This window comes from Pelodictyon phaeoclathratiforme BU-1 (assembly GCF_000020645.1).
Classification (GTDB): Bacteria; Bacteroidota; Chlorobiia; order Chlorobiales; family Chlorobiaceae; genus Chlorobium; species Chlorobium phaeoclathratiforme.
Window position 1 is genome coordinate 2,345,689 of the sequence record NC_011060.1, and the last position, 26,137, is coordinate 2,371,825.

30 protein-coding genes and 1 tRNA gene are annotated in these 26,137 nt (G+C 48.0%); 9 read left to right on the plus strand and 22 right to left on the minus strand.

The window, feature by feature from the left end; genetic code table 11:
- Positions 1-93: 93 nt before the first annotated feature.
- The 5 genes from PPHA_RS11175 to PPHA_RS11195 all read right to left on the minus strand — a co-directional run bounded on the left by PPHA_RS11175 (position 94) and on the right by PPHA_RS11195 (position 4,763).
- On the minus strand, positions 94-2,037 hold the full coding sequence (locus PPHA_RS11175; protein ID WP_012508932.1) for a LamG-like jellyroll fold domain-containing protein: 1,944 nt from the start codon (positions 2,035-2,037) through the stop codon (positions 94-96).
- A gap of 70 nt (positions 2,038-2,107) precedes the next feature.
- Positions 2,108-2,581: a hypothetical protein gene (locus tag PPHA_RS11180; protein WP_012508933.1), complete on the minus strand. Its 474-nt coding sequence runs from the start codon at positions 2,579-2,581 to the stop codon at positions 2,108-2,110.
- A gap of 163 nt (positions 2,582-2,744) precedes the next feature.
- Complete coding sequence (locus tag PPHA_RS11185) at positions 2,745-3,041, minus strand: nuclear transport factor 2 family protein (protein WP_012508934.1); 297 nt, start codon at positions 3,039-3,041, stop codon at positions 2,745-2,747.
- The gene (locus tag PPHA_RS11190) at positions 3,016-3,639 is read right to left on the minus strand and encodes a YiiX/YebB-like N1pC/P60 family cysteine hydrolase (RefSeq protein ID WP_012508935.1); all 624 of its coding nucleotides are present in this window, start codon (positions 3,637-3,639) and stop codon (positions 3,016-3,018) included. The genes PPHA_RS11185 and PPHA_RS11190 overlap by 26 nt, the downstream gene beginning before the upstream one ends.
- Positions 3,640-3,998: 359 nt before the next feature.
- Positions 3,999-4,763 carry an arylamine N-acetyltransferase family protein gene (locus PPHA_RS11195; RefSeq protein ID WP_012508936.1) on the minus strand — a complete coding sequence of 255 codons (765 nt, stop codon included), beginning with the start codon at positions 4,761-4,763 and terminating at the stop codon, positions 3,999-4,001.
- Between the two features lie 354 nt (positions 4,764-5,117).
- Here PPHA_RS11195 and PPHA_RS11200 point away from each other — a divergent pair, with 354 nt between their 5' ends.
- Complete coding sequence (locus tag PPHA_RS11200) at positions 5,118-5,645, plus strand: DinB family protein (RefSeq protein WP_041526538.1); 528 nt, start codon at positions 5,118-5,120, stop codon at positions 5,643-5,645.
- Positions 5,646-5,670: 25 nt separating this feature from the next.
- Here the strand turns inward: PPHA_RS11200 and PPHA_RS16020 are convergent, their stop codons facing one another.
- The 9 genes from PPHA_RS16020 to PPHA_RS16380 form a co-directional block, all read right to left on the minus strand.
- Positions 5,671-5,817 carry a hypothetical protein gene (locus PPHA_RS16020; RefSeq protein ID WP_012508938.1) on the minus strand — a complete coding sequence of 49 codons (147 nt, stop codon included), beginning with the start codon at positions 5,815-5,817 and terminating at the stop codon, positions 5,671-5,673.
- Entirely contained in the window at positions 5,814-6,125 is a 312-nt protein-coding gene (locus PPHA_RS11205) for a hypothetical protein (protein ID WP_012508939.1), read from the minus strand. The genes PPHA_RS16020 and PPHA_RS11205 overlap by 4 nt, the downstream gene beginning before the upstream one ends.
- Before the next feature lie 332 nt (positions 6,126-6,457).
- On the minus strand, positions 6,458-7,654 hold the full coding sequence (locus tag PPHA_RS11210; RefSeq protein ID WP_012508940.1) for a geranylgeranyl reductase family protein: 1,197 nt from the start codon (positions 7,652-7,654) through the stop codon (positions 6,458-6,460).
- 108 nt (positions 7,655-7,762) lie between these two features.
- Positions 7,763-7,990: a hypothetical protein gene (locus PPHA_RS11215; RefSeq protein ID WP_041526865.1), complete on the minus strand. Its 228-nt coding sequence runs from the start codon at positions 7,988-7,990 to the stop codon at positions 7,763-7,765.
- 121 nt (positions 7,991-8,111) lie between these two features.
- Positions 8,112-8,330, minus strand: coding sequence for a BrnA antitoxin family protein (locus PPHA_RS11220; RefSeq protein WP_012508942.1), 219 nt, complete (start codon positions 8,328-8,330; stop codon positions 8,112-8,114).
- The gene (locus PPHA_RS16855; RefSeq protein ID WP_012508943.1) at positions 8,330-8,614 is read right to left on the minus strand and encodes a BrnT family toxin; all 285 of its coding nucleotides are present in this window, start codon (positions 8,612-8,614) and stop codon (positions 8,330-8,332) included. The genes PPHA_RS11220 and PPHA_RS16855 overlap by 1 nt, the downstream gene beginning before the upstream one ends.
- A 345-nt stretch (positions 8,615-8,959) precedes the next feature.
- Positions 8,960-9,274, minus strand: coding sequence for an addiction module antidote protein (locus PPHA_RS11230; protein ID WP_012508944.1), 315 nt, complete (start codon positions 9,272-9,274; stop codon positions 8,960-8,962).
- A 266-nt stretch (positions 9,275-9,540) separates the two neighbouring features.
- Entirely contained in the window at positions 9,541-10,080 is a 540-nt protein-coding gene (locus tag PPHA_RS11235) for a hypothetical protein (RefSeq protein ID WP_012508945.1), read from the minus strand.
- A gap of 331 nt (positions 10,081-10,411) precedes the next feature.
- Positions 10,412-10,816 (minus strand): addiction module protein, encoded by a 405-nt coding sequence (locus tag PPHA_RS16380; RefSeq protein WP_223293907.1) that lies wholly within the window; start codon positions 10,814-10,816, stop codon positions 10,412-10,414.
- Between the two features lie 72 nt (positions 10,817-10,888).
- Here PPHA_RS16380 and PPHA_RS11245 point away from each other — a divergent pair, with 72 nt between their 5' ends.
- The 6 genes from PPHA_RS11245 (at position 10,889) to nfo (ending at position 14,885) form a co-directional block, all read left to right on the plus strand.
- Entirely contained in the window at positions 10,889-11,074 is a 186-nt protein-coding gene (locus PPHA_RS11245) for an ATP-binding region, ATPase-like protein (RefSeq protein ID WP_012508948.1), read from the plus strand.
- Positions 11,075-11,137: 63 nt separating this feature from the next.
- Positions 11,138-11,518, plus strand: a complete 381-nt coding sequence (locus PPHA_RS11250) for an STAS-like domain-containing protein (protein ID WP_041526866.1) — start codon at positions 11,138-11,140, stop codon at positions 11,516-11,518.
- Positions 11,519-11,530: 12 nt separating this feature from the next.
- Positions 11,531-12,133 carry a phosphoribosylglycinamide formyltransferase gene (purN, locus tag PPHA_RS11255; protein ID WP_012508950.1) on the plus strand — a complete coding sequence of 201 codons (603 nt, stop codon included), beginning with the start codon at positions 11,531-11,533 and terminating at the stop codon, positions 12,131-12,133.
- Complete coding sequence (locus PPHA_RS11260; protein ID WP_012508951.1) at positions 12,130-12,801, plus strand: 7-carboxy-7-deazaguanine synthase QueE; 672 nt, start codon at positions 12,130-12,132, stop codon at positions 12,799-12,801. The genes purN and PPHA_RS11260 overlap by 4 nt, the downstream gene beginning before the upstream one ends.
- A gap of 220 nt (positions 12,802-13,021) precedes the next feature.
- A complete protein-coding gene (locus PPHA_RS11265) occupies positions 13,022-14,014 on the plus strand; it encodes a glycosyltransferase family 2 protein (RefSeq protein WP_041526539.1) in 993 nt (330 codons plus the stop codon).
- 28 nt (positions 14,015-14,042) lie between these two features.
- Complete coding sequence (gene nfo, locus PPHA_RS11270; RefSeq protein ID WP_012508953.1) at positions 14,043-14,885, plus strand: deoxyribonuclease IV; 843 nt, start codon at positions 14,043-14,045, stop codon at positions 14,883-14,885.
- A gap of 8 nt (positions 14,886-14,893) precedes the next feature.
- On the opposite strand, the gene PPHA_RS11275 is transcribed toward nfo, so the two are convergent.
- Positions 14,894-15,775: a cell division protein FtsX gene (locus PPHA_RS11275; protein WP_012508954.1), complete on the minus strand. Its 882-nt coding sequence runs from the start codon at positions 15,773-15,775 to the stop codon at positions 14,894-14,896.
- 96 nt (positions 15,776-15,871) lie between these two features.
- Here PPHA_RS11275 and PPHA_RS11280 point away from each other — a divergent pair.
- Positions 15,872-15,944, plus strand: a tRNA-Ala gene (locus PPHA_RS11280).
- A gap of 70 nt (positions 15,945-16,014) precedes the next feature.
- Here the strand turns inward: PPHA_RS11280 and PPHA_RS11285 are convergent.
- Positions 16,015-16,539 (minus strand): hypothetical protein, encoded by a 525-nt coding sequence (locus PPHA_RS11285; protein ID WP_012508955.1) that lies wholly within the window; start codon positions 16,537-16,539, stop codon positions 16,015-16,017.
- 295 nt (positions 16,540-16,834) lie between these two features.
- Between PPHA_RS11285 and purF the strand changes: the two genes are divergently transcribed.
- Positions 16,835-18,328, plus strand: coding sequence for an amidophosphoribosyltransferase (purF, locus tag PPHA_RS11290; RefSeq protein ID WP_012508956.1), 1,494 nt, complete (start codon positions 16,835-16,837; stop codon positions 18,326-18,328).
- 3 nt (positions 18,329-18,331) lie between these two features.
- On the opposite strand, the gene PPHA_RS11295 is transcribed toward purF, so the two are convergent.
- The 6 genes from PPHA_RS11295 to rfbB all read right to left on the minus strand — a co-directional run bounded on the left by PPHA_RS11295 (position 18,332) and on the right by rfbB (position 26,131).
- Entirely contained in the window at positions 18,332-18,766 is a 435-nt protein-coding gene (locus PPHA_RS11295) for a TraR/DksA family transcriptional regulator (protein ID WP_012508957.1), read from the minus strand.
- Between the two features lie 74 nt (positions 18,767-18,840).
- Positions 18,841-22,098: an isoleucine--tRNA ligase gene (gene ileS, locus PPHA_RS11300; RefSeq protein WP_012508958.1), complete on the minus strand. Its 3,258-nt coding sequence runs from the start codon at positions 22,096-22,098 to the stop codon at positions 18,841-18,843.
- Positions 22,099-22,271: 173 nt separating this feature from the next.
- Entirely contained in the window at positions 22,272-22,478 is a 207-nt protein-coding gene (locus PPHA_RS11305; RefSeq protein WP_012508959.1) for a hypothetical protein, read from the minus strand.
- A gap of 145 nt (positions 22,479-22,623) precedes the next feature.
- Complete coding sequence (locus tag PPHA_RS11310; RefSeq protein ID WP_012508960.1) at positions 22,624-24,039, minus strand: mannose-1-phosphate guanylyltransferase/mannose-6-phosphate isomerase; 1,416 nt, start codon at positions 24,037-24,039, stop codon at positions 22,624-22,626.
- A gap of 22 nt (positions 24,040-24,061) precedes the next feature.
- Complete coding sequence (galE, locus tag PPHA_RS11315; RefSeq protein WP_012508961.1) at positions 24,062-25,039, minus strand: UDP-glucose 4-epimerase GalE; 978 nt, start codon at positions 25,037-25,039, stop codon at positions 24,062-24,064.
- A gap of 42 nt (positions 25,040-25,081) precedes the next feature.
- Positions 25,082-26,131: a dTDP-glucose 4,6-dehydratase gene (rfbB, locus tag PPHA_RS11320; protein ID WP_012508962.1), complete on the minus strand. Its 1,050-nt coding sequence runs from the start codon at positions 26,129-26,131 to the stop codon at positions 25,082-25,084.
- Between the last annotated feature and the right edge of the window lie 6 nt (positions 26,132-26,137).

Below are 26,137 nucleotides of genomic sequence, written 5' to 3' on the forward strand. Positions count from 1 at the left end.
AGCGCTTGCCCCATTGAAACCAATCCGTAGCCGGAATAGAAATGAAGACGCTCAGTTCATCAATAATACGGCACAAAACAGACAAATACTACATCACACCGTAAAACGGTCGAAAAGCTTGAGACGCCAACCCTGCTGCCAGAGCACATCGTAGCGCGCCCGCAAGTCGGCATACTCCCAACCATGAACCCATAGTTCCAGCTCCTTCGTCTGACGCCACACGGCCGTTATCTTCGTTCCACCTGAGTTGCAGGTCGAAATGAACTTGAGCCTCCAGCCACCTGACCAGAGCTCGTCGTAGCGTGCCTTGAACTGTGCAAATGTTGCTCCGTATATCTGGTATTCACCCTCCTTCGAAGGCTCCCAGGCGGCCGTATAACTGAGCGTACCGTTGACGTCGATGACATCAATCAGTTTTAACCGCCAGCCCTGCGGCCACAACTCATCATAGCGTGCGCGGTAACTCGCATAAGAGGCATCATAGATCTGATACTCGCCGCCCGTTTTGGGGGCCCAAACAGCCGTGTAGCGGATTTGTCCACCAATCACATATCGCGTCAGGAGCTTTAATCGCCACCCCTTTGCCCACAGTTCGTCATAGCGTTTGCGGTAACTTGCATAAGAGGCGTCATAAATCTGATATTCGCCGCCACTGCCCGGGCGCCAAACGGCTGTATAAAGCGGTACATCGTTCACAACGACGATGCTGAGGCTGTAAAGACGCCAACCCTGCGGCCACAACTCGTCGTACCGTGCACGGTACTTCGCATAGGGCACGTCATACATCTGATACTCACCGGTAGTATTCGGCGTCCACGCTGCTGTATAGCGAACGGGCGACTTTGGTACCGGATTCCTGACCCATTGGCCCTTCTTGAGGTAACCCCGGATAACATGATGCCAGGTTGCACCACTGTCATCAGAATACTCATAGTTACAGAAAGGAAAAGCGATTGTTACAAAGTGAGAACGATCTGCCGTATGCTCCCCGAGGTTCGTCACTGCCTGATGCAGGTGCGGAGAGCCCGTTCCCGACCTGCCAACCGTCGCCAGATCCGTGCCATAACTCACGTGCTCTCCACTCTTCACTCCGCAGCTATTCTGCTGAAGATGCAGGTAGTCGCAGAATTCGGTAGCGCCCTGTTGAATGGTCACAAAATTGGACGGGCCCTGACTCGTGTTTGGCCCACCTTCCCAGACGTGCGCAACCGTTCCCGGGGAGGAGGCCCTGAAGGTATGGCCATTGATATCACCATCAGGAAACATGAAGTCATAACAGAATGCCGCATAGCCGGAATGGCTGATTGTCGGATCGCCGAAAGCTTGCGAGATAGTGACAATACGCCCTTGTTCAAACGGCAGACGCATGTGGCTCACCAGGCTCAACGGCAACAGCTTGCTGTCGGCTGCGTTGTCACGGCTATTTGAGACCGTTACGTTATGAGCCCCCGGAACACAGGTTACAGGTCGCTTCAACGTCGCTGGAACCGGTTCGCTCACTCCGTCGCCAAAAATAAACCCTGCCAGCAAATTCACCTCTTTTCCCGTCAGCGTTTTTGCCGCTGCAAGCAGCGCAACCTGAGATGTCGTCAGTGCCGCAGTGAACACCGCCACATCGTCTATGAAGCCGTAAAACTGTTGATGAATCTCGTCACTTCTTCCCAGACGGAGTGTGCCACTTGGTTTATTGGACGAGGGAACCGCCAGGGTTCCTTTCGACACGCCGTCAAGGTAAATGGTGAAAGTCGAACCTTTTCGGACAACCGCGATATGATGCCAGCTCTCCTGAAAACTGGAGGCAACAGGAATATCGAGCAAACCTGTGCCGATGCGGATTGAGAGCTTATTGTTCCCGCCACGGCCATCACCATTACCAATGAAATAGAGCCCGCTGCCATGAACGGCAAGCAGAGGGCCATCATAGGCGTTGACAAACTGCATCATGAATCGTACAGCGACAGTGTGGTCACTGGCAAAAAACTCGGAAAAGGCAACAGACGTATCAGCGCAGCCACCCCACGTCAAACTCAGTGCCATAGTTCACCTCCCCATGATTTAGTATTGAAATAATCGGCCAGACTTCATTGTTGCAGATTCTCATATCACGTCATTCTCCACAACCAAAAGAGATCCTCTTCTTCATCTCTGAACCACCACCCTTGCCAATTAGTTTTGCTGTGATGGTTACTGGTGCACATCCGGTATCATCAATCAGAATGCCATAACAATTGGTTCGATTCTTTTCAAAAAATCCAGGCTTAAATCTCTTTTTTTGAATCGACCGACCATTCATAACGATAACATCCAGAGATAGAGCCTCCGCATTTGATTGCCCATTCCCTGAGGCATGTACAAATACCTTTACCAGGGTTTGATTCGATGGACCCTCTGCAGAACCCTCACCGATAACCACATTCCGCAAAACAAAATCGGGATTATCAACTATGTTACCGGAAAATGTCGCTTTGTCAGAATAAAAAAGAGCAGCCTCAATTTTTGAAACCTTGTAGATGATCCCGGATTGAGCATTACTTTGCCCAGAGAGAAAAACAAACAGCATTGCAAGAAAAAGCACTTTCATTTTCAATCTTACCAATTTTCAAACCGCTGATTCATGCTCATTCCCTTGTATCTTCCTGACCTTTCATCGTGCAGTTATACCGTTACAGGAAAAAAGTTAACTGAATTATTAACTCATTATGAGCACCCATTCATATTTTCAGAAAAGAAAACAAGTGCAGTTGTCACTTATTCATACTTATCTGGATTTTCCAGTCTCCCTCTTCCTTGATCAGATCAAATGCCCCATCTTCAACGGTCGCATCACTATAGGTGACCTTATATTTAACTTTTGCCAGATCACCGGTTATACTTTCTTCAGTATCGATGGATTTGATTCCACCCTTGTTTTTGATGATACCGACTTGATGAGCCATCATTGAAGGTAATTTCGAACCAAAAGACTGTACGGACTGTTTTGAAAAGAGCTTTGTAGCATTCTCGACCTCTCCCTTTTCAACATATTGAAAAAAATTCTTCACCACCTTCGAGGGGCTTGGCTTGAACAGGCTGCATCCCACCATTGAAAGCATTACGATGATCAACAAGAGAGCGGGCATTCGTGTTTTTTGCCTTGCGATATGCCCACCAGACAAGTTCCGTACAATAAAGCTTATCGTGGTTCGTATTATTCATATCGTAATCATAACGAATCCCTTGTTTGAAAAAAGAAACTGCACAATCGACAGCTCTGGATGAAATCTTATCCTTACTTTTTGATAATCGATACAAAGCAAAACCGGATGTTCTTTCCGGTGATAAAAAATCGCCAAGAAGTTCCATTTTTACAAGCCCATCTTTTGACTCATTACTCTCCGGCAAAATATGGATGACAAAAATATGGCCATGCGACTTACAAATAATACCAACATGGGAATAACCAGATTTCGAATCAACAGATACAACAAAAGAACTGGCAATATTGATTCCTCGCTGAAAAATGATATCTCCATTGCTGAATTCACGTTCTGCATATAATATTTTTTTATCAACAGCCCGCTCTTGCTGATAAACAGAACCATTACAAAAAAACAGGATAGTCAAAAGTAAAGCCGACAAGAATAGTGATCGGTAAATCATGTCATAAAATCAGCTTTTGGAGATTACTGACTACTTGTGATTGCAATACAATAAACGATGCATCTATCTTGAAAAAGATAGCGCATGGCATTGAAAAAGCTCTGTACAGCGAAAATCAGTTCGATCTTCGGTTATCTTCTTCACTTTACAGATGAATAGAAACTAATCACAACGTTTAAGGCAAGTTGTTTCAGCTTTCTCATAGGGATCGATATAAAGCAACAAGAATCGTAACAACAAGGCATGTCAGCCAGAAACGCATTGTTCGGCAACAAATTACGTTAAAGATATGAAGATTGCGGGCAATAATGAAAAGGCATCTTGCGAAATGGCGTATAATCACACATCATCCCGACTCATCAGTACCGGAGGGAAAAGTGCTGCTGCAGTATCGCAGGAATCTCTTCATGCTTGAGTGTCCACCCCTTTGTTTTGCCTTCTGACACGGACTGGAAGCGGTCACCAAAAAGCACCTCCTTACCTGAAGGGTTCTGCAGAACGACCATCAGCCACTGGACAAAAATCGAGTCCGGATGGGTCGAGTTCATATAATTGGCCGGTTCAAAATCCACCCACTCCTGCGGACTGAGATTGAACTCATAGAGATTTTTCGAAGCGCCATCGATAAATGACTGCAAGAGATAGTCCCCTTCCAAGCTTAAGGTCAGTTTGAACGTATCGCAATCCTGTCTGATTTCCCGGTCAATCCAGTTCAGATTAACCGGTTCGCGTATGCCGTAGCTGCCGAAACCCAGGTCACAGAGCCATTGTTCGCCCCCTATGGCAGCAACAATCGCCATATGCGTCTTCGGACGACGGACAGGATAGGTCATCGGACGGGCCGCGACAAATTGATAAGAAAATCCCAACGCGTCAAGAGCCATGGCAAAGAGGCCATTCACCTCATAGCAGTACCCTCCCCGCTGCCGTTCAACAATTTTACGATAAATCTCTTCTGGTACAAGAGAGACAACTTTCCCCTGCTGAACGTCGAGGTTTTCAAATGGCACCGAAAAGAGCTGGCAGCGCATCATGCGTTTCAGTGTAGCAAAATCCGCAGAGGCATCACACTGAAAACCGATTCTGGAGAAATATGCCTGAAGATCAAAATTTTGAGCTTTCATAACGAAAAAAGTCACGAGCCCGTTCGGCTATGATGAAATTGCGATCACAACAATTTCTGGAAAGATACGATTTCGGTACACGAATCGTTGACTCAACACTCCAAAGTTCAACTGTAGCATTATTTCTTCAGCTCGCCCGGCAAAAATCGGCAGAGATCCACCATTCCATCTCAATAGCAGTATCACCACTGTGAGGGATAATTCGCTGCCCACCCTGAACGAGGAAACCTATTGGCAGGTAGTGCGGTTGTAGTGCGTACCGGTAAACGAGACCTGAGTAGCGAGGGTTGTTTATCCGGAAATGGTCGTGAACTCGTAAAGCATCTTAACTCTCCACAAATCACCTTCACACTTATGAACTGGAAAGAGCTTCTTGAAACACAACTCGAATCCGCCTTCAAGGTGGCAGAACGACTTGTCAGGCTTCTTGACGAAAAGGATCTCGCATGGAAACCAACCGACGGCAGCAACTGGATGACGACCGGGCAACTGCTCCTCCATATGGGGAAATCCTGCGGCGTTCCCATCAAAGGATTCGCTACAGGAGATTGGGATATGCCAGCCCATAGTGAGATGGACGAGAAGAAAGCTGAAAGGAAAATGCCGCCTCCGGCTGAAGAACTTAAGAGCGTCAGTACCATCGAGGAGGCCCTTAAACTTCTCACTCTCGACAAAGCCATTGCCTTTGAGACACTGAACCATTGCAGCGAAGAAGAGCTGGAATCAAAACGAACGCCAGCCCCGTGGGATCCGACCCCGATAAACCTCGGCTTGCGCATACTGCAGATGATCGATCATTTGAACCAGCACAAAGCACAGCTCTTCTACTACCTGAAGCTGCAAGGCAAACCGGTCAACACCTTCCATCTTTACGGCAAGTAGCAATACTTGCCGGATGGCAAGCCTGCTACATATTCCTGAGCAGACGGTCATAGAGGTCATGAGCTTGAGGATTGATCTGCCATTGTTCATAAGCTCTGTCTGCACGACACTGTACCTCTTCCGGTAATGCGTCATAGAGTTTCCAGAACTGTGCAGTCGTGACTGATTTCATCCGGGCACAATACCGCCTTTATGATTGAATGACATTGGTCTTGTTTTACCTGCCCGATGTTCGGCCAAAGCTTCACCTGCCATTTTTTCCAGCAAAGCCTGCGATTCATCCGTTGCCATCAGTGCATCCCATTGCTCATTATCAGCTTCTATCTCCGTGAGACTTTCTTGTTTGATGAGATCCTCACTCAAAATCTGAGCTTCAAGAAAACGGGCAAAATCGACCAGTTGCTCTACCCGACTGGATGGTAAAACACGCGCAATCCTGATTAACATCTGCTCATAATCCCTGTGCGTAACTGTATTCATAATCTCTCCCTGGTGGGATGCTATCTGATTCGAATATTATTTATTATGGAAATCCCGTTTCTCTTTTTAGAATGCCCGGGAAAAACAACACATCACCACAATACAAAACCAAACACAAAACAGCAAGTATTCAGCACGTAATCGCCGCATGAGTCGTTGAAAACTGGTTAAGCCAACAAGCACGATCAACCTTGCCAAATGGAAGGAAATCCCCAACCCCATCTAAACACTTGGCTGGAAACCACTATTCCTGCATGCCCGGCACCCGTAATACCCGCTTTGGACAGCAACGATAGATGAGAGACTGAATCTTCATGACATCGAGACGACCTTCACGAAAAAGGAGGTATTAATTTGAGCAAATCACGTTTTTTAAAATTATGACCGATGACCCCGGCTAACAAGTTTGCCCGTGTTTGTTTTTTAGCCGCAAACCTCATGAGCGACTCCAGTAGAAACTCATTATTCAGCAAAGGCTGAAGAGCATACCCAAGAGTAAACTCGTGAAATGAAAACTCTTTTCGCCAGAGCTTCTCGTAATACATTGAAGCCCGAATTTCCTCTTCATCCAGAGCCCTTGCAGCGGCCTCTGCAGCATACCGGCCACTTTTCAACGCATAATATATCCCTTCACCATTCAGAGGATCTACAAAACTGCCAGCATCCCCGGTGAGCAGCACATTACCACGACCTCTTTTTCCCTGAAAAGAGCCAAAAGGAAGAGGCCACCCTTTGAGTGTTCCCGGCTCCATAACAGCATGTTTCAACTTTGCCGATGCAAACGCATTCTCACCAACAAACCGCTCAAACAACTGCTTGAGACCGCGCTGATCTTTGAAACGGGTCATAAGGCCCACCCCGACATTGGCTCTCTGATTACCTAAAGGAAATATCCAGCCATAACCAGGAACCATGGACTTGTCGTAATGGAGTTCTATGGAATCCGTCAACCCCTCAACCTTTGAGTAATAGGCACGAATGGCAAACCCCTGATGCTTTTTCTCCTTGTTTGCCAGATGCAACCGGGAAGCTATTGGAGAATAGGCCCCGTCGGCAGCAATGACAACACGACCGAACCAGTCACCTCCGGAACTTCTTACACCTCTCGCTCTGTCACCTTCCATGATGATATCGGTAACGGTCGTATTTTCGAGAAGGGTGATCGAAGAGTGCTCTTTCACGCAGGCAATAAGGCAGTCATCAAATTCTTTTCTTGGAATAACATAGGTCGCACCAGTCAAACTCCCGGTTTGCAAGATTCTCCCCTGCAAAACAGTCCCGGCAGGAGAAAAGATGGTAACGCCTTTACATACCATCAATGGGCCCAGCCGAAGGCGAAGACGATCCATAACGCCCATCTCTTCAAGAAGAGTCGAAGAAGCTGCAGTGATACCGTCTCCGCAAACCTTCTCTCTTGGAAACGTCGCCTTGTCGAGCAGCAAAACACGGCACCCTTTTTGGGCAAGAAACAACGCAGACGAACATCCCGCAGGACCAGCGCCTGATATAACAACATCATAGGATTTCATAACTCACCTGTCTTCAATTTTCACCATATAGCCGACCCAGCCGAGCCCAAAGCTCGATCAGTCCTGATATCGTGCGATGCTCCACAATACCTGCAAGATATTCATTCGTCAGGAACCTTCGACAAGACGAGCTACTTGATTACCACAAATTGCGCAGTTTCCTTTGAGACGCAGATCACCGCTCACAACTGAACCGGAATAATCAACGATTCTGACAGCGTCACGACAATGCGAACAAAAGACGTTATCAAGTATCTCCTCCTGGAACTCTACAGGAATTTCCTCCCATAGTTTGGCAGCTTCCGGCGAAAATTGGGGAAATTGGAATATGGTCATGGGAAATAGTTCTTTACGGTATAACATGGCGTTAACCTGTCTGTGTGTGGTTGAGCCCGCCCGCTCATAGCGAAACTCGACGTTGAGCCAAGCCCGATAAGGTTGAACGCTATGTTAACGCTCACTCAGTCCAATTGAAATTTGGCTTTCTGTGTGTCAATACACAATCTCTCAGATAGAGATTTATCAATGACTGATAGGGAAGGCCCATTTCATCAGAAAGTGACTTGAAGTAGTCAACAACATCTTCACCAAGACGGATTGTTACGGGTTTTTTCAATTTTGCAGCAAACGGGTTTTTTTTACGCTGCATCTTTGAGAGATCGTATTCTTCTTTCATCAGTTACCCCTGTAGAATCTGGTTTCGCTTTTGGTTGCTTTTCGAGCTGAGATGATTCTGATCACTTCATCAGATTCTCTGTAGCAGTGGCAGACCATCAAAACTCTGGAGTGAACACTTCTTCCAAGCAGAAGGAAGCGATCCTCTTCGCCGGAATTTTTTTGATCAAAAAATTGATCAGCAAATTCGTCATAGAACACTGTTTTTGCTTCTTGAAAAGTTATGCCATGTTTCTCAGAATTGATCCTGGCTTTGTTGTCATCCCATTGAAATTCGATAGACATAATTGTAAATATAAATTATGTACAGAGGAAAAACAAAGCAAAAGGGTGAACTGTATCAGCCGTTTTCGCCAGTAGAAAGCTTTTCTTTTTTGGGTAAGTAAATTATTTTATTACCACATTTGCGGTAAAATAATACCTGTTGGCGGATGAAAATGAACGTTTCAAGCTGGTCAGGGCCGATGCCATCCGGATTTTTGAAGTGTTCGAGCAATTAACTCACTTCCAGCAAAAAATGGGGAAATGGCGTATGGTCATGGAGAATAGTTCTTTAAGGTATAACGGCGCGTAGCCACCGAGCCATCAAAAAAATCAGCCGAAGCGTAGCGAGCTGGTGGATTGCTATTGTCAGGCTGTTAATTTTGTTGTCTGTGCTGCTTCTGCATGCAATTTCAAACCCAAGGCACTTATTACTTTAAGAATGGTATCGAACCCCGGACTTCTTTCCCCGGAAAGAGCCTTATACAGACTTTCCCGAGACAAACCAGCATCCCGTGCCACCTGTGTCATACCTTTTGCCCTTGCAATGTCCCCCAATGCCTTTGTAATAAACGCTGTATCACCATTTGCCTCTTCAATGCACACTTCCAGATAAGCGGCCATTTCTTGAGGAGTACGAAGATGCTCGGATACATCATATTTTATTGTAACGGTCTTTGCCATATTTCACTCCTATCAATTCCTTCACCCTAAGATTGCCCAGCCAGGCACTCAATTCTTGCCTGAATGCGTGCACGTGCCCGAATATCTTGCAAACTGTCGATCAATCAATTGCCAAGAGAGGTTGGTTTTCTGAATTTCAATACCCCAATGTAGCCTATAAACAACACCTTATAAACAAGATTATGATGGTAAATAATGCCCAACGTGAAAGTAACCGGCGCTGCGCAGCTTTACGCGCAGCATCCAGTTGACTATAAGGTTCTGCGTCATCGCGTCAGAATCTTGGCGGTGATAATGGCAGGGTCGTTTTCATACCCACGATCAGCAAGTGATGTGACCTTTTGCTTGATGTCTTCGGGCGACCAAAATAGCCACTTCCTCTTTTCCATGAATTCGCGGATTGGCTCACTCTTTCCTTGGTAGACCTTGCCAGCAGCAAGACCGAGGGAAATTGTTGTTTTTGAGTTGGCCATGCCGCAAGCGATGAGGTCTTGGTACAACCTTGACAGAACGATCTTGCGATAGCGCTCAGAAGTAAAGAGCTTGTATCGGCCCTGAGGTACTTCATGTTCCTCATTCAGTTGTGCAAGTTTAACGCCAGGCGAATCAAGGAATGACTTTGCTTCAAGGGCAACCACTTTATTATTGGAGAAATGAAGCGCGAGCAAGTCAATCTCAGGGCGCGGAATTGAATGCTTCCCGATTTGCCGCTTTTCTTCTTTTGTGACATTCACCTTAAACGACCTACGCACCCAGTAACCCTCGGCTTCAAGCAGCGTGGCAATGATGCTCTCAAAGTGATCCATCTACGACTCCGTGACGCATAACAATAATTAGATTGATCCGACTAAACCGCAGATTATTGAATTGCAATCCATATAAGACGCCTATCAATAACCTCTTGAAATACAGTTAATCTTATGATGATAAATTAGTTATAGCACTGAACATATTTTATTTCAAAATTTTATATGGATCAGCGTATAAACGTCGTTTTACAACCCGCCAACAGGGCTCTGAACATCAGTTTGGACACAGTTTGAAACATGATTGTTCATCTATCACTTCAGTCGTTTTCGCCAGTAGAAAGGTCGTCGTTTTTGGTGAGCGCACGCAAGGATCAAAATCCGATCACTTTCATGATATAGCAGCCCGCGCTCGAAGAAGAACTTCTTTATCCGGTATCTCAACGACAATACCTTGCTCCAACTCATCAAGGCGACACTCCGCCTCTTCAGCCCACAAAGCATCGGCCTCAGCTTGTGTCAGTTCATCGAGGCTCTCAACTATCCACTTCGCGAGAGAAGCACGTTCGTTCAATTCCAGCTTCTGAATCTCGACTTCGATCTCTTTGATACCCATATCCATGCCATTAAAAGTATTTATCTTTGGAATAAAACTTACAGCAAAGGTACGGATAATTCCAGCAATAATGAGAAATATGGACAACCAAACTGGAGAATTGAGAGAACATGCAGACACACAGCCTCGAAAAGCGGAAAAGCTTGGAAATGGATGGACGTTATGATAAAATCTATCCATGTGCTGAACAGTTGACGGTTAACACACGCCCGGTACACGCCAACCATGACAAGTTCTCAAAACAAAAACTTGATGCAGGAAAAAATTGGTGACATACGTAATGATTTGAGCGGATTTACTGCGCTTGCTGCTCTTTCGGAGAAAGCCAAAGGAGTGTCACTGGAAAAAGTCGATCTTGATTTTCAGTCATGTAACTTTTTTGAGGCAAACATGGCGGCACCGTTCTATGCTGTTATGACAAGGTACTATGAGCAGTAACATAACGTTTAGATTATAGATACACACACTGAAATGCGGACAATTCGAGCAACAAGAGAGACTGTGATAAAAAAAGTCCCCATAAAAGTTATTGACATAATCGGCACTGATCTCTGCATAGCATCAGAAGATGGGCAGAAGGTGTTCGATAAAACAGTACCGTTGCTGAAAGCAGGTAAACATGTTGTTGTCTCTTTTGATGGGGTATCAATGTTTATTCCGCTTTTCATGAACGTAGCAATAGGACAACTCTACAGCATGTTCAGTGAAGGGGAAATTCGGGCACAGCTTGAAGTCAGCGGATTGGCCAGTGACGATATGGAAATTCTGCAACGGGTAGTGGAAAACGCAAAGAGGTATTATGCCAACCCGAAAGCGTACGATAAGGCTTGGGCAGCAATAACAGATCATACCAGTGACGCAGAAAATAACATCAGAAAATAATACTACATCCACATGACTACCAATAAAACCCGTATTGCGGTTTTCTGCTCCGGCGGAGGAAGCAATTTTAAGTCGATTTACCGCTCAATTGCGGAAAAGCCGCTCAATGCGGAAATCGTGCTCTGTCTTTCGAACCGTTCGCAGTGCGGAGCGATGGAGTTTGCACACGAACAGGGCATTGCGACGGTGCATATCACGGAAAAACAGTTCGACTCATTTGACGAGTTTGCTGACGCGATGGTAACGCGTCTCAAGGATGCGCAGATCGACGTTGTTCTGCTTGCGGGCTATATGCGGAAGGTGCCGGACGCGGTCGTCAGGGCGTTTCCGGAGAGGATGCTCAATATCCATCCTGCCCTGCTGCCGAAGTTCGGGGGTGAGGGGATGTATGGCATCCATGTGCACAGTGCGGTGATTGCGGCTGGCGAAAAAGAGAGCGGTGCGACGGTGCACTTTGTCAACGAGGAGTATGACAAGGGGAAGATCCTGCTGCAAAGAGCGGTACCGGTTTTACAGGGCGACACGCCGGAGATTCTTGCGGCGAGAGTGCTTGCATGTGAACACCAGCTTTACCCGGATGCCCTTGAAAAACTACTTGCGGAACAGCGCTCATGAGCGCCGGAACGCTGAATATCAGTGAGATTTTTCACTCTATCCAGGGGGAGTCATCCTTTGCGGGATGGCCCTGCGCTTTCATACGGCTTGCGGGGTGCGGTCACGGCTGCATTGGCTGCGATACCGCCTATGCTGAGCATGACGGGATCAAGCTTGGGATAGAGGTGGTTGTGCAAAGAGCGCTCGCTTTTCGGGCGCCTTTGATTGAGGTTACCGGGGGTGAGCCGCTTTTGCAGCCCGCCGTGTACAGCCTCATGCGGCAACTCTGCGATCTGGAGCAGAAGGTGCTGCTGGAGACCGGCGGCTTTCTCTCTGTTGCCGAAGTTGACTGCCGGGTGCATAAAATTATTGACCTGAAACCGCCATCATCGGGGGTCTGCGATCAGAACAATCCTGAAAACATTGAGCTTGCGCTTGCCGCTGTGCTCCCCCACCGCCAGAACTTTGAGTTCAAGATTGTTGTTGCCAGCAGGGAAGATTATGAGTGGGCAAGGGCGCTTTTGCAGGAACACGGTTTGATGGATTCTTTTACCATTATGATGGGTGTTTCGTTTGGGAAACTTGATCCGGCTGAACTTGCCGAATGGATGCTGCGCGACCGGCTCCGGGCGAGGATGCAGCTCCAGTTGCATAAATATATCTGGGATCCTTGCAGGCGGGGGGTATAAACGAGATGCATTTGGCTTTGGGCGGTTTCATCCTTACTTTTGTTACTGTTCGTTGTGCTTAATGATGCGGGGCGGGGGGTGGCATCGGCCGTATGTGTTTATTGTTTACGAAGAGGGGCGGGGACACTGGCCGAGGGTTTTATGTTTGTTATGCACAGAGAGGGGGGCGGGATGACCCCGCCCCTACGGTTCATTTTCATTGTCAATTATCCATTTTCATTTGATTTCTTTGTCTGTTATTGTTCCGCTCTTTAATGAACGGGAATCGCTTCCTGAACTTGTCGGGCAACTGTATGCTGCTTTGGGTGAGAATGAGATGCGGACTCTCTTTCCTGCGCCGTTCGGTTTTGAAATCATTCTGGTTGATGATGGTTCTACGGATGATTCATGCGCACTGATCGGCAGTATGATTGCTGAACGGCCGGAATTGCGCCTGATCTCGTTTCAGAGAAACTTTGGCAAAACAGCGGCACTTTCGGCGGGCTTCATGGCTGCAACGGGCGATTATGTCTGCACCATTGATGCCGATCTGCAGGATGACCCTTTTGCCATCAAGGAGATGATCAAAAAAGTGCAGGAGGGGTATGATCTGGTGAGTGGATGGAAACAGCAACGCAAGGATCCGCTCTCCAAAACCATCCCGTCGAAGCTTTTCAATACGGTAACGCGCCTTTTTACAGGGATCACCATTCACGATTTCAACTGCGGGTTGAAGGTTTACCGCAAAGAGGTGACCCGTCGGCTGGAGCTGCATGGCGATATGCACCGCTATATTCCGGTGCTGGCCAAATGGATGGGGTTCAGGATTGCCGAGCTGCCGGTAAGCCACCGTGCAAGAAAGTTCGGCACGACCAAATATGGCTCCTCACGCTTTTTTTCAGGGCTTTTCGACTTTTTATCGGTGCTTTTTATAACGCGCTATCTTCGCCGTCCCATGCATTTTTTTGGCATGGCGGGTCTCATAAGCTTTTTTTCCGGCTTTATCATCAGCCTCTACATTACGCTCGATAAAATCCTGCTGAACAAACCGGTCAGCAATCGCCCGATTCTTTTTCTCGGCATTTTGCTGCTCATTCTCGGGGTTCAGCTTTTTTCGACCGGGCTGCTTGGCGAGATGCTTTCAACATCCTCCTCCAGAGGGAGTTCATTCGCTGTCCGTGAAACCCTGAATCTCACTGCCGGACAGGCAAAAAAATTCGGCGCTGCCGACTAACTTTTCCTCATATTTTTTACTTCTGATTATGAAACGGGTTGGAGCACATGTCAGTACTGCCGGAGGGGTGGAAAATGCTCCCCTGCAGGCGACCAGCATCGGGGCAAAAGCTTTTGCACTCTTTACCAAAAATCAGCGGCAGTGGAAAGCACCGAAACTGACGACCTCCTCAATTGAGGCTTTCAAAAAAAACTGTGAGGCTGGAGGATTCCGCCCTGAACACATCCTGCCGCACGACAGCTATCTGATTAACCTCGGCAGCCCTGATCCTGAGAAGCTCCAGCGTGCACGTGAAGCTTTTATTGAGGAGATGCAACGGGCTGAAGAGCTTGGATTGCTGCTGCTGAACTTTCATCCGGGTAGCCATCTCAAGGAGATTGCGGAAGAGCGATGCCTGGAGCTGATTGCTGAATCCATCAACAGGGCGCTTGATGCAACCAAAACCGTTACTGCGGTGATTGAGAATACCGCCGGACAGGGCACCAATCTCGGCAACCGGTTTGAACAGTTGGCATTTCTTGTTGACCGGATTGAGGATAAAACGAGAGTTGGAGTCTGTCTCGACACCTGCCACCTCTTCGCCAGCGGCTACGACCTGCAAACAACCGCAGCAATTGAGTCAACCTTTATGGAGTTCGACCGGATTGTTGGCCTCCGCTACCTGCGCGGGATGCACCTGAATGACGCAATGCAGCCGCTCGGCAGCCGGATTGACCGTCATGCGGGTATCGGCAAGGGAACGATAGGGATGGATGCTTTCAGATGGATCATGAATAATCCTGCCTGTGAAGAGATTCCCCTGATCCTTGAAACACCGGATTCTGCCGCCTGGAGCGAAGAGATCAGCCTTCTCTACGCTCTTGAGCAGTAAGTTGTGGGCTATCGCTTTGAAGCTGCCCTGAGATATTTGTTCACCGAAAGTGCACTGCCAAAAATACCAAGGAGAAGGCCAAGCACGACCGTGGCGGGTAAAACGAGGAGCGCTGAGGGTTGCACCACCTCATACAGAAGAGGCTCATAGCGGAAGAGCAGTTGATCGGAGAGCAGCCAGAGCGCTCCTGCCGCAAGCAGTCCGGAAAGAAGACCCTGCAAAGCCCCTTCAATGATGTAGGGTGCGCCGATAAACCAGCCGGTTGCACCAACCAACCGCATGGTTCTGATCTTTTCCTGCCTTGAATACATGGCCAACCGGATGGTATAGCCGATAAGCACGATGGTTGCCAGTGCAATCAATATGCCTATGCCACCGGTCACAAGGGTAAAGAGGCGTGCATTCTGCTCGATCTGATCGAGGAATACCTGATTGTAGCGAATATCAACGTCTGGAGCTATTGCCTTGATTTCAGGCACAAGCAGCTTCAGACTGTCGGGACATGCATAGGCGGGCAAAAACTTCAGCCTGATGGAGCGCGGCAACGGGTTTGAGCCAAGAATCCTGACAATATCCTCGCCAAAATCATGAGCAAACGTTTTTGCGGCTTCATCCTTCGAGACATAAAAAGCCTCACTCACCCCCTTGACCATTTTTATCTGTCGAACAGCATCCATAGCCTGGGGATCGCTGATTGATTCACCGAGAAATATCTCAAGCTCTACACGACTCCTCAACTCCTGGATAACATCAAGAAAACTGAGAGAGACGGTACCGAACAGTGCGAGCAGCACAAGAGCAAAAAAACTAATCGTAACCGTAATAGCCGCAGGAAGTTTCGCCCTTCCAATACTCGAAAACCCTTCCCTGACGACAAACAAAAGTGACATAACAGTATATTTTGCATTGATAACAGTTTCCCATCAAAGAATCAGCAAAACAAGTTGCAAAAACAAGTTTTTTTTCTTTTAATTAGAGCTGGAAAAGGGGCTATAGCTCAGTTGGTAGAGCATTTGCATGGCATGCAAAGGGTCAGGAGTTCGAGTCTCCTTAGCTCCACATAAAGAAAACAGTTTAAGCGCAGTTATGATACTGCGCTTTTTTTGTTCTGGATCTCCCGCCAGCATCTTCAACTCTTCTTCCTGCCCACTTTCGCAATCAAAAAAATCAGACCCACAATCAGTGAAGCTGCAATACCTGCTGCAATATTGAAAAGAGCCGCAAGCAGCACAACCGGAATGGTAAAGCGAACCGCAAGACCAACAAAACCGGAAGTTGCAAGAAAAGTCAACGCAGTCAGCGTCGTAAAGAAAAAACTGGTCGCAAGGCTTCCGGCAAAAGAGATAAAGAGCTTCTCCCCCTTGCCTTCCGAAATATTCTGCCACCGCTCTATCTGTTTTTTACCTCCCGGTTCGAAGAGATTTTTTACCATCATGGCCACCAGGCCAAAAAGGATCAGCACAACAAACTGAATACCATACACCTGCCATTGTTCATTTTTCGACGGGTTGAATGGCCCCTCTCCAAGCCTGAATGAGGCAAGCTGGAGCATAAAAATTGATGTCCAGTAAAAAACGGTACCCCAAAGCAGGGTTACCGAAACCCATATTGCTACTCCTGGAGGAGTTGAAGACTTTTTTGTCGGTACTGCCATAACTGTTCCCTATTCAAATGAATTGTTTGAAAAGCCCCATCTTCCTTTGCTCGTTGTCGAAAATATAAACCTCTTCACGGATAAGACAATTCCCCAGGAAGAAAAACAAAAACAGATTAGTAACCTCTTTTTACTCCACGAGCAAAAGCTGATCAACGTTCAGAGCGGATTGAGCACAATGAAGCAGGAACAACTGCAACGAATATTTTCAATTTAGAGTTTGAATGGTTATGTTCATTCGCTATTGTGTACTTGTTGTTCTGCCAGTTTATTCAACGTCAAGATCCCATTGCTTATGTGTGGAGTTTTCGGTGTCTTTAATTCAAAAACTCCCGCGGAAGATACCTTCTATGGACTGTACTCACTGCAGCACAGGGGACAGGAAGCCGCAGGTATAGTCGTCGCAGAATACAATAAAATCAAAAAAAAGACCCTCTTCAAGCAGCACAAGGGGATGGGTCTGGTGGCAGAGGTTTTCAGGGATGAAACGGTGTTTGAACGGCTCGGAGGTTATGCCGCGATAGGTCATAACCGCTATTCGACCACTGGCTCGGCCTCATCGGCAAGCAACATTCAGCCCTTTTCCCTCACCTATCGCTCCGGAAGTCTCGCGATTGCCCATAACGGAAACCTCACCAACTCCCGCACACTGCGGCGTGAGCTGACGGAGCTCGGCGTTATCTTTCAGGCCTCTTCGGATACTGAAATCATCCCCCATCTGGCTGCACGAAGCCGTGAAAAAGAGCCGATACACCAGCTCTATGAGGCTTTGTTACAGGTGCAGGGCGCCTACTCGATGGTACTTTTGGCCAATAACCAGATGATCGCCGCCAGGGATCCCTATGGCTTCAGACCGCTCGCTCTCGGCAAAAAGGTTGATCCTCTCACCGGTGAGCTTGCCTATATTGTTGCCAGTGAAACCTGCGCCTTTGATATCATCCAGGCAGAATATATCCGGGATATTGAACCTGGCGAAATTCTCTTGATCGACCATCTGGCGGTCGCAAATGAAAAGCCAACCTCGCTTTTTCTTCCACCTTCAGAGCGCAAAGCCCGCTGTATTTTCGAATATGTTTACTTTGCCCGCCCAGACAGTTTTATTTTCAAGCATTCGGTTGACAAAATCAGACGCAATCTCGGAAAAAACCTTGCACGGGAATCCTCTATTCAGCACCAGCCCGGTGAAAAAGAACTGACCGTTGTCAGTGTTCCCGACTCATCCAATACCGCCGCACTCGGCTTTGTGCGGGAAAGCATTAAAATGGAACGACCGGCAAGGTTCGAGCACGGCCTTATCCGCAACCACTATGTCGGCAGAACCTTCATTCAGCCAGGTATTCACAGCCGTGACATCAAGGTGCGTTCCAAGTACAACATTGTGCGTGGCGTACTTCTCGACAGGCCAATCATTCTTGTCGATGACTCCATTGTACGCGGCACAACGGCAAAAATGCTCATCAAACTGATTCGTGAGGCCGACCCAAAGGCAATTCACCTGCACATCAGCTCCCCGCCTATCACCAATCCCTGCTTTTATGGTATGGATTTTCCGACCAAACGGCAGCTCCTCACCCACATGTTCGACAGTCTTGATAATGATGAGGAGGAGATTGAAAAAATCAGGGAATATATCGGCGTTGATTCGCTGAAATACCTTTCCATGCAGGGACTGATGAACAGCGTCCCTTCATTTGAGGGAGAAACCTGCAGCTACTGTACTGCATGTTTCAGTGGTGACTACCCTATCGAAGTCAGCGATGCGACAACCGATAAAGATGAGAACGACTGAGAGCTACTTTTTCCCCTGCTTGAACTCAATCCTCACCGAGGTATGCGGCACAGCCTCAAGCCTTTTTTTCGGAATAGGCTTGCCTGACTTGATACAGATACCATAGACCTTGTTCCGTATCCGGTCAAGAGCCTGGTCGATATAGCCAATGTATTTCTCATCCCGGGCAATAAACATGAAGCGCTGCTCACGATCCATGGTATCGGTACCGTGATCAGCCATGTGCATGGAATAGTTTGAATTTATGGAATCTTCAACGTTCTCGTCCGAGAGCGAGGAACGGAGAATATCCAGGTCACGAAGCACCTCTTCACGTCTTTTAAGCAACAACAGCCTGAAATGTTCGAGCTCTTCATCGGTTAAATAAGTTTTCGTCAGGACGGGTTCTTCCATAACCTCGTTGTCCTTTTTTGAAGCGCTATCGTTTTTCTTTGCCATAAGTAAACCTTGTTTAATGCTAACAGAATGCCTGCCAACAGAATGCCGTAAAAACAGTGCGTTAAATAATACTATTAACTATCATATTTTTCAAGCGATAACCAACAGATTTCACCATTGACCTTCTCCTCCTTCCCTTGAGGCAGAGAGAAAGGGTCAAATGCTGCAACAACAAGGGTTGTGGCAAGAGTTTCCGCCTTGATATAGGGTTCATTACCCTTCACCGCATCAAGTACTTTTTCCGAGCCCTGAAGAGAGAGCGCAATGCGGTCGGTAATGTCGAGGCCGCTCTCCTTGCGAAGCGCCTGGATTCGGCTGACCAGCTCTCGCGAAAGTCCCTGCATTTCAAGCTCTTCAGTCATCTCGGTATCCAGTGCGACCATAATGCCATTGGCTTCATCAGAGGCTACCAGCCACCCCTCGATATCTTCGTGCATGATCTCAACATCCTCACGCAGAAGTTCAAAAATCCTGCCATCAAGCTCAAGCGACAGTTGACCCTCTTTTTCAAGATGCGCAATCTGTTTATGGCTCATGACCCTGATCGCCTCGGCCAGCGCTTTCATCTCTTTGCCAAAACGGGGACCAAGGGTTTTGAAGTTGGGTTTTACCTTCTTGCTGATGACCGAGCCTTCCTCTTCGATATACTCTATCTTCTGGACATTGACCTCTTCCATGATGATAGCACCAACCAGTGCGTACTCTTCCCTTGCAGCAGCGTCACTGACTGCAAGCAGGATACGTTTGAGCGGCTGACGCACCTTGATCGAAGCCTTTTCGCGCATAGTCCGCACAAGCGAGGTGATAATCTGCGCTTTTTTCATGCGCTGTTCAAGCGGACGATCAATGGCCGAAAGATCAAGCAGCGGAAAATCGGCAAGATGAACAGACTCCGCAGAATCAAGTCCACTGACTCTGTTCAGGTTCAGGAAAATCCGCTCGGCAAGAAAGGGGGTAAAGGGAGCAAGCAATTTCGAAAGCGTCTCAAGAACACCGTAGAGCGTCTGATAGGCCGCAATCTTGTCTGGCCCCATGTCACTTTTCCAGAACCGTTTTCGTGAACGGCGGATATACCAGTTTGAAAGATCATCAACCGTAAAGTCGTTGATCAACCGCACTGCCCCGGTCAAATCATACTGCTCCATACGCATATGAACCGCATCAACAAGCGAGTTCAGGCAAGAGAGTACCCACCGGTCAAGCTCTGAACGCTCCTGAACGGGAATAATCGGCTCAGCGAAGGTAAAGCGATCAACATTGGCATAGAGCACAAAAAAATTATAGCTGTTGATGAAGGCGCGGAAAAACTTGCGCTGCTCCTCCTCAATCTCATCAGAATTAAACGATTTTGGCCTCCAGGGAGGGCTGGCCACAAGCAGGTACCAGCGAAGGGCATCGGCGCCATAGCGCTCCATCGTCTCAAAAGGATCAACCACATTCCCTTTCGACTTCGACATTTTCTGACCACTCTTGTCAAGAATATGGCCATTCACGATAAGATTTTTATACGCCGGTTTATCAAAAATCAGCGTTGCAATGGCGTGCAGGGTGTAGAACCACCCTCGGGTCTGATCGACCCCTTCAGCAATGAAATCAGCCGGAAAGGAGGCATCGAACTCTTCGCGATGCTCAAAAGGATAGTGCAGTTGAGCGAACGGCATGGAGCCGCTGTCGAACCAGACATCAACCAGCTCAGGCGTACGGTTGAAGCGTTTGCCATCCCTGATAAAATAAATCCTGTCCACAAAAGGCTTGTGCAGATCAAGCTCCACCGCTCCCCGATCGAGCGCATCTCCAAGCCTGCACTGTTCGTCCTCAATATCAATAAATCCCTCGCGCAGCTCTGCAACGGAACCAACAGCAAACATCTTGCCCGAAGCAGCATCGTCACCAATAGCAAAATCCTCCGAAACCCAGAGCGGCAGTGGCGACCCCCAGAAGCGCTCTCGTGAAAGCGCCCAGTCCTTGTTATCCTCAAGCCAGTTACCGAAACGCCCTGTACCAATCTCGGGAGGGCACCAGTTGATGGTTTTGTTGAGTTCCACCATACGGTTGGCAATGGCGGTCGTCCGGATATACCATGACTCCCGTGCATAATAGATCACCGGAACATCATAACGCCAGGAGTAAGGATAAGTGTGGGTGATCATCTCCTTGCGGTACAATTTTCCCGCATCCTTGAGCTGACGGATCACAAGCGGATCGGTATCCTTGAAAAACATGCCATCATAATCGCTCACCTCGGCCGTAAAGCAGCCGTTCCGGCCAACCGGCTGGAGCATCGGCAGATCATATTTTTTGGCAATCTCATAGTCATCAGCGCCGAAAGCCGGGGCAATATGCACAATACCGGTACCATCCTCGGTTGAAACAAAAGAACCTGAGGTAACGTACCAGCACTTTTTTTCAGGATGCATGTAGTCGAAAAGCGGCTCGTAGTCAAGCCCCTCCAGATCCCGACCTTTCAGTTCAGCAACAACCGTCCAGAGCGATTCTCCGGCATCATTCTTTTCGAGCAGCACCTGCAGGCGCGACTTGGCAAGAATCAGCGTCTCTCCGCTCTCACGATGGGAAACCTTTACATAATCAATATCGGAACCCACACAAAGGGCCACATTTGAAATCAATGTCCATGGTGTCGTTGTCCAGACCAGCAAGGAGTCAACAGAGTCCCTGAGCCTGAATTTTACATAAATGCTCGGATCAGTCACCTCTTTATAGCCAAGGGCAAGCTCATGAGAACTCAGCACCGTCTCCGACTTGGGATCCTGAGGAACAATTTTATAATCTTTGTAGATAAGTCCTTTATCGAAGATGGTTTTCAGCGCCCACCAGACCGACTCGATATAGTCATTGGTACAGGTAATATAAGGGTGCTCCATATCGACCCAGTAGCCCATCCGCTCGGTCAGCTTTCCCCACCCTTCGCGATTATCATCAATGTGATGGTAAACCAGCGCTTTAGCCTCAGCATTAAACTCGCCATCGCCATAGGCAACAACCTGCGCCTTATTCTTCAGGCCAAGCTTCTTCTCCACCGAAATCTCTACCGGCAATCCATGCGTATCCCAGCCAGCCTTGCGCGGCACCCGGTAACCCTGCATGGTTTTGTAGCGACAGACAACATCCTTTATGGTACGGCTGAATACATGGTGAACACCCGGCTTGCCGTTTACCGTTGGAGGACCTTCATAAAAAGAGTACAGCCGGTCTCCCGGTTTTTCTTCAAGGCACTTGTGAAAAATCCCGTGTTCATTCCAATATGCTAAAACCTCCGCCTCTACCGTACTGTAAGGCACATTTGAGGGATACTCGACAAATTTAACGTCCATAGTTCTTTCGAAATCATTCAATCAATAACCAGGCACAAGACCTGCAATTATATAAAAAAAAGTTACACGACAGGAAATGAGTATTAAAACAGCACAGGCAAGCCTTTCTGTAACGAAAAAGCTTGCCTGAAAACATGTATGAACAAAGCCCGGCGGCCAAACACTTTCAACGCCTACTTCTTGCCTCCAAGTGATGAATTTACACCTTCAAGAATCTGTTTTGCAACCAAAGTAAGAGAATCGAGGGCCTGAACAACAATCTTGCTCAGAGGATCAATTGTACTATCGATCAGGTTACCCACACCGACAAGGATCGTTGAAAGATCCCCTTTGACAACATCACCCTGACTCTGACCTGAATTTTTTGTTGGCTCAGCCATATACACTGATATTTAGGGTTACCGCAAACAAAACAATACTCTGAAAATGTAATATATTTAATCCTGCTTTCAAAGCAAATCAGGCAAAGCCCGGCAAATCATTCCCTGTGATTATTGCGACGTCAACAAAGCCAAAAGCCTCAGTTTACTGACGTCCATAGCGATCCTCAACCCGAACAATATCATCCTCTCCCAGATAGCTGCCCGACTGCACCTCGATCAATTCAAGCGGAATTTTTCCACTATTTTCAAGACGATGGAACTGTCCGATCGGAATATAGGTCGATTGATCCTCACAGAGCGTAATTTGTTTCTCCCCGATCGTTACCGTGGCGGTTCCCCTGACAACAATCCAGTGTTCTGCCCGATGATGATGTTTTTGCAACGACAGCGCCGCTCCAGGATTTACCGTAATGCGCTTGACCTTGAAGCGCTCTGAAAAATCAACAGTTTCATAGGTACCCCAGGGCCTGCAGACACGCCGGTGAATTTCAACCTCATCCCTCTCCCTTCTTTTCAGCTCTTCAACGAGTACCTTGACATCCTGGACACACTCCCTTGAAGCCACAAGCACGGCATCGGCTGTTTCAACAATGATATGACCATCAAGCCCGACGGCAGTAACCAGACGACTCGTAGCGTGGATATAGCAATTCTTCACATCATGTACCAGCACATCACCCCTTTTGACATTACCCGCATCATCACGCTCCTGCACATCCCAGAGTGCAGACCAGGCCCCTACATCATTCCATCCCGCATCAAGAGGCACAAGCGCAGCCCTCGTAGTTTTTTCCATCACCGCATAATCGATGGAGTCGGAAGGAGAGGCACAAAAAGCCTCGGCATCAAGCCTTAAAAAGTCAAGATCTGCAACCGCTTTCCCGAGCGCCTCCCTACATGCCGCAACAATGGCTGGCGCCTGCGCTTCAAGTTCGAGAAGATAGGCTTCAGCCTTGAAGAGAAAGATGCCACTGTTCCAGAAATAGTCACCCGAAGCCAGATAGTTTTCTGCCGTCTCCTTGTCAGGTTTTTCGACAAACTCATCAACAGCATAAACACCTTTTTCACCATCACTCTTCACAGAGGCCCTGATATAACCATAACCGGTTTCCGCTGAGAGCGGGAGAATACCAAAGGTGACCAGCTCCCCCTTTTCAGCAGCAACCTTACCGACAGAAACCGCGAGACCAAAGGCCTCCGAATCACGAATAACGTGATCCGCAGGCAAGAGCAGCATAATGGCTCCAGGATGTTTTTCAGCCACCAGCATTGCGGCTATGGCGGCTGCAGGAGCTGTATTTCTTCCTTTTGGTTCAAGAATAATCTCCCCGATATCAGTCTCTATTTCATGGAGTTGCTCGGCAACCAGAAAACGATGACTCTCATTGCAGATACAATAGACCGGCCCAATATCATCGGTTGCGGCAAGACGAAGCACCGTCTCCTGCAGCATGGTCTTCTCCCCGGCAAGTGAAAGGAGCTGTTTCGGGTATAATGCACGGGAAAGAGGCCACAATCTTGTACCCGATCCGCCACTGAGAATCACAGGAATAATCATGAAGAAAAAAGAGATTTGGATATTAACGGGTTACATACTTCTCATACATCTTCCACGTCGATGAAACAAGGGTATCGACATCGCTATACTTCGGCACCCAGCCGAGAAGCTCCAGAGCCTTGCCGGACGAGGCCACAAGCTCGGCTGGATCTCCAGGACGCCTCGGCGCCATCTCTGCAGGAACAGCGCTCCCGGTAATGGCACGGGCCCGTTCAACCATTTCAAGAACACTCACACCGATCTGGCTGCCAAGATTCACCGTCAGACTTTTGTCGTGCGTTCGAATATATTCAAAGGCCGTGACATGCGCCTCTGCCAGGTCACTCACATGCACATAGTCACGAATGCAGCTTCCGTCCCGTGTCGGGTAATCAGTGCCATAGATGGAGAGTTTCGGACGGATACCGGCAGCCACCTCCATCACAATCGGCAGAAGATTCTCCGGATTCAGCTCAAGTCCCTTGACCCGCCCCTCAACATCGTAACCAGCCGCATTGAAATAACGAATCGCAGCAAAACGCATCCCTTTAAGCTGGTCATACCAGCCAAGCAGACGCTCAATTTCAAGCTTGGTGAAGCCATAAAAATTTTCCGGCTCCTTTGGATGCACCTCATCAATCGGCAGATATTGGGGACTCCCATAGACAGCAGCCGAAGAGGAGAAGATAATCGGCGACAATCCCGCCTCAGAGGCCTGATTGAGGATATTGATCGTCCCGGCAATATTGGCTTCAGCATAGGCCTCCGGGTTCAGCATCGACTGACCGGCAGCTTTCAGGGCTGCAAGATGAACACATCCATCAAACCCTTCAGCCATCACAGCCCGCAACTGCTCGGGACGCATAATATCACCATAGACAAACCGGGCATCACCAAAAAGATTCTCCCTCAGTCCGCTCTGCAGATTATCAAACACCGTCACCTCATATCCGCGATCAAGAAAAGCTCTTGCAACATGGCTGCCAATATAGCCCGCGCCCCCGATAACCAGAATTCGCATAAAAAATACCCTTTCATTCAATGTTTATGGTGCAAACAACACTCAGCGGTTGCCATACATCTCTTCGTAATAACGCTGATACCCCCCTGAAGTCACATCGTCAAGCCACTCCGCATTCGAAAGATACCACTCAACCGTCAGTTCAAGCCCTTTTTCAAAGGAGATCGAAGGAACCCATCCCAATTCGCGCTGCAGTTTCGAGGAATCGATGGCATAGCGAAGATCATGGCCAGCCCGGTCAGTCACATAGGTAACAAGCTTTTCAGACTCTCCCGAAGGACGACCAAGCTTCCCATCCATAATCCGGCAAAGAAGCCTGATCAGGTCGATGTTGCTCCACTCGTTATGACCGCCGATATTGTAGGTTTCACCACTCTTCCCCTGATGAAATATAACATCAATCGCCTGCGCATGATCAACAACCCAGAGCCAGTCGCGAATGTTTTCACCCTTGCCATAAACCGGGAGGGGCTTGCGGTTGACGATATTATTGATAAAAAGCGGGATGAGCTTTTCCGGAAACTGGAATGAGCCGTAGTTGTTTGAACAGTTGCTGATCACCACCGGAATACCAAAAGTATCGTGATAGGCTCGTACAAAATGGTCGGAGGAGGCTTTCGAGGCAGAGTAGGGACTGTGGGGATCGTAAGAAGTCTCTTCGGTAAAGAGTCCCTCACTACCGAGAGAACCATAGACCTCATCGGTTGAAATGTGATAGAACCTCTTCCCCTCATAATCACTCTGCCAGGAGGCTCTGGCGGCATTGAGCAGATTGACCGTACCAAGCACATTGGTCACCACAAACTCCGTCGGATTGGCAATCGAGCGATCAACATGCGACTCGGCTGCAAGATGGATCACTCCATCAAACTGGTTCTCCTGAAACAACTGCAGCAGAAAATCGCCATCAGTGATATCCCCCCTGACAAACCGATAGTTCGGATTGCTCTCAACATCGCGAAGATTGGCAAGGTTTCCGGCATAAGTCAACTTGTCAAGATTGGTAATCGTATACGAGGGATAACTCTTCAGGAAATGGCGGACAACATGTGACCCGATAAAACCTGCCCCTCCTGTAATCAAAATATGCATAAGTGT

Coding starts and splice junctions, on each gene's coding strand:
- PPHA_RS11175 (WP_012508932.1), bottom strand. CDS start 2,037: ATGGCACTGAGTTTGACGTGGGGTGGCTGCGCTGATACGTCTGTTGCC.
- PPHA_RS11180 (WP_012508933.1), bottom strand. CDS start 2,581: ATGAAAGTGCTTTTTCTTGCAATGCTGTTTGTTTTTCTCTCTGGGCAA.
- PPHA_RS11190 (WP_012508935.1), bottom strand. CDS start 3,639: ATGATTTACCGATCACTATTCTTGTCGGCTTTACTTTTGACTATCCTG.
- PPHA_RS11195 (WP_012508936.1), bottom strand. CDS start 4,763: ATGAAAGCTCAAAATTTTGATCTTCAGGCATATTTCTCCAGAATCGGT.
- PPHA_RS11200 (WP_041526538.1), top strand. CDS start 5,118: ATGAACTGGAAAGAGCTTCTTGAAACACAACTCGAATCCGCCTTCAAG.
- PPHA_RS16020 (WP_012508938.1), bottom strand. CDS start 5,817: ATGAAATCAGTCACGACTGCACAGTTCTGGAAACTCTATGACGCATTA.
- PPHA_RS11205 (WP_012508939.1), bottom strand. CDS start 6,125: ATGAATACAGTTACGCACAGGGATTATGAGCAGATGTTAATCAGGATT.
- PPHA_RS11210 (WP_012508940.1), bottom strand. CDS start 7,654: ATGAAATCCTATGATGTTGTTATATCAGGCGCTGGTCCTGCGGGATGT.
- PPHA_RS11215 (WP_041526865.1), bottom strand. CDS start 7,990: ATGACCATATTCCAATTTCCCCAATTTTCGCCGGAAGCTGCCAAACTA.
- PPHA_RS11220 (WP_012508942.1), bottom strand. CDS start 8,330: ATGAAAGAAGAATACGATCTCTCAAAGATGCAGCGTAAAAAAAACCCG.
- PPHA_RS16855 (WP_012508943.1), bottom strand. CDS start 8,614: ATGTCTATCGAATTTCAATGGGATGACAACAAAGCCAGGATCAATTCT.
- PPHA_RS11230 (WP_012508944.1), bottom strand. CDS start 9,274: ATGGCAAAGACCGTTACAATAAAATATGATGTATCCGAGCATCTTCGT.
- PPHA_RS11235 (WP_012508945.1), bottom strand. CDS start 10,080: ATGGATCACTTTGAGAGCATCATTGCCACGCTGCTTGAAGCCGAGGGT.
- PPHA_RS16380 (WP_223293907.1), bottom strand. CDS start 10,816: ATGGATAGATTTTATCATAACGTCCATCCATTTCCAAGCTTTTCCGCT.
- PPHA_RS11245 (WP_012508948.1), top strand. CDS start 10,889: ATGCAGGAAAAAATTGGTGACATACGTAATGATTTGAGCGGATTTACT.
- purN (WP_012508950.1), top strand. CDS start 11,531: ATGACTACCAATAAAACCCGTATTGCGGTTTTCTGCTCCGGCGGAGGA.
- PPHA_RS11260 (WP_012508951.1), top strand. CDS start 12,130: ATGAGCGCCGGAACGCTGAATATCAGTGAGATTTTTCACTCTATCCAG.
- nfo (WP_012508953.1), top strand. CDS start 14,043: ATGAAACGGGTTGGAGCACATGTCAGTACTGCCGGAGGGGTGGAAAAT.
- PPHA_RS11275 (WP_012508954.1), bottom strand. CDS start 15,775: ATGTCACTTTTGTTTGTCGTCAGGGAAGGGTTTTCGAGTATTGGAAGG.
- PPHA_RS11285 (WP_012508955.1), bottom strand. CDS start 16,539: ATGGCAGTACCGACAAAAAAGTCTTCAACTCCTCCAGGAGTAGCAATA.
- purF (WP_012508956.1), top strand. CDS start 16,835: ATGTGTGGAGTTTTCGGTGTCTTTAATTCAAAAACTCCCGCGGAAGAT.
- PPHA_RS11295 (WP_012508957.1), bottom strand. CDS start 18,766: ATGGCAAAGAAAAACGATAGCGCTTCAAAAAAGGACAACGAGGTTATG.
- ileS (WP_012508958.1), bottom strand. CDS start 22,098: ATGGACGTTAAATTTGTCGAGTATCCCTCAAATGTGCCTTACAGTACG.
- PPHA_RS11305 (WP_012508959.1), bottom strand. CDS start 22,478: ATGGCTGAGCCAACAAAAAATTCAGGTCAGAGTCAGGGTGATGTTGTC.
- PPHA_RS11310 (WP_012508960.1), bottom strand. CDS start 24,039: ATGATTATTCCTGTGATTCTCAGTGGCGGATCGGGTACAAGATTGTGG.
- galE (WP_012508961.1), bottom strand. CDS start 25,039: ATGCGAATTCTGGTTATCGGGGGCGCGGGCTATATTGGCAGCCATGTT.
- rfbB (WP_012508962.1), bottom strand. CDS start 26,131: ATGCATATTTTGATTACAGGAGGGGCAGGTTTTATCGGGTCACATGTT.